1 protein-coding gene is annotated in these 230 nt (G+C 36.5%); it reads left to right on the top strand.

The annotated features are described in order from the left end of the window. Positions 1-230, top strand: a 230-nt coding sequence (locus AC2Q9J_RS18600; protein WP_499042223.1) for a DUF6670 family protein, incomplete at both ends; no start/stop codon positions are given.

Raw genomic sequence — 230 nt, 5'->3', positions numbered from 1 at the left:
CCGCAATGGATACAGCAACCGTATTGGTGAGCAGTAGTGTAGCAACGGTTGGGCATCTTAAAAGTTATAGCGCAAAAGATCAGTTCCAATTTGATGTTGATCGTTATCAATTTTTAAATATTGATCATATCCATGTTGATGCACCCAACTATTATTTTAAGCGCTTTGATGATGAACTTAGTTGTGAATTAAAAGTAAACACACTTGCTGAAGTTGAAAATCACTCTGCG

Source organism: Planococcus sp. RAB007_Raresut (assembly GCF_057369535.1).
The sequence above is the reverse complement of the archived record's forward strand: the minus strand, read 5'-3'. Positions and strand labels throughout refer to the sequence as shown.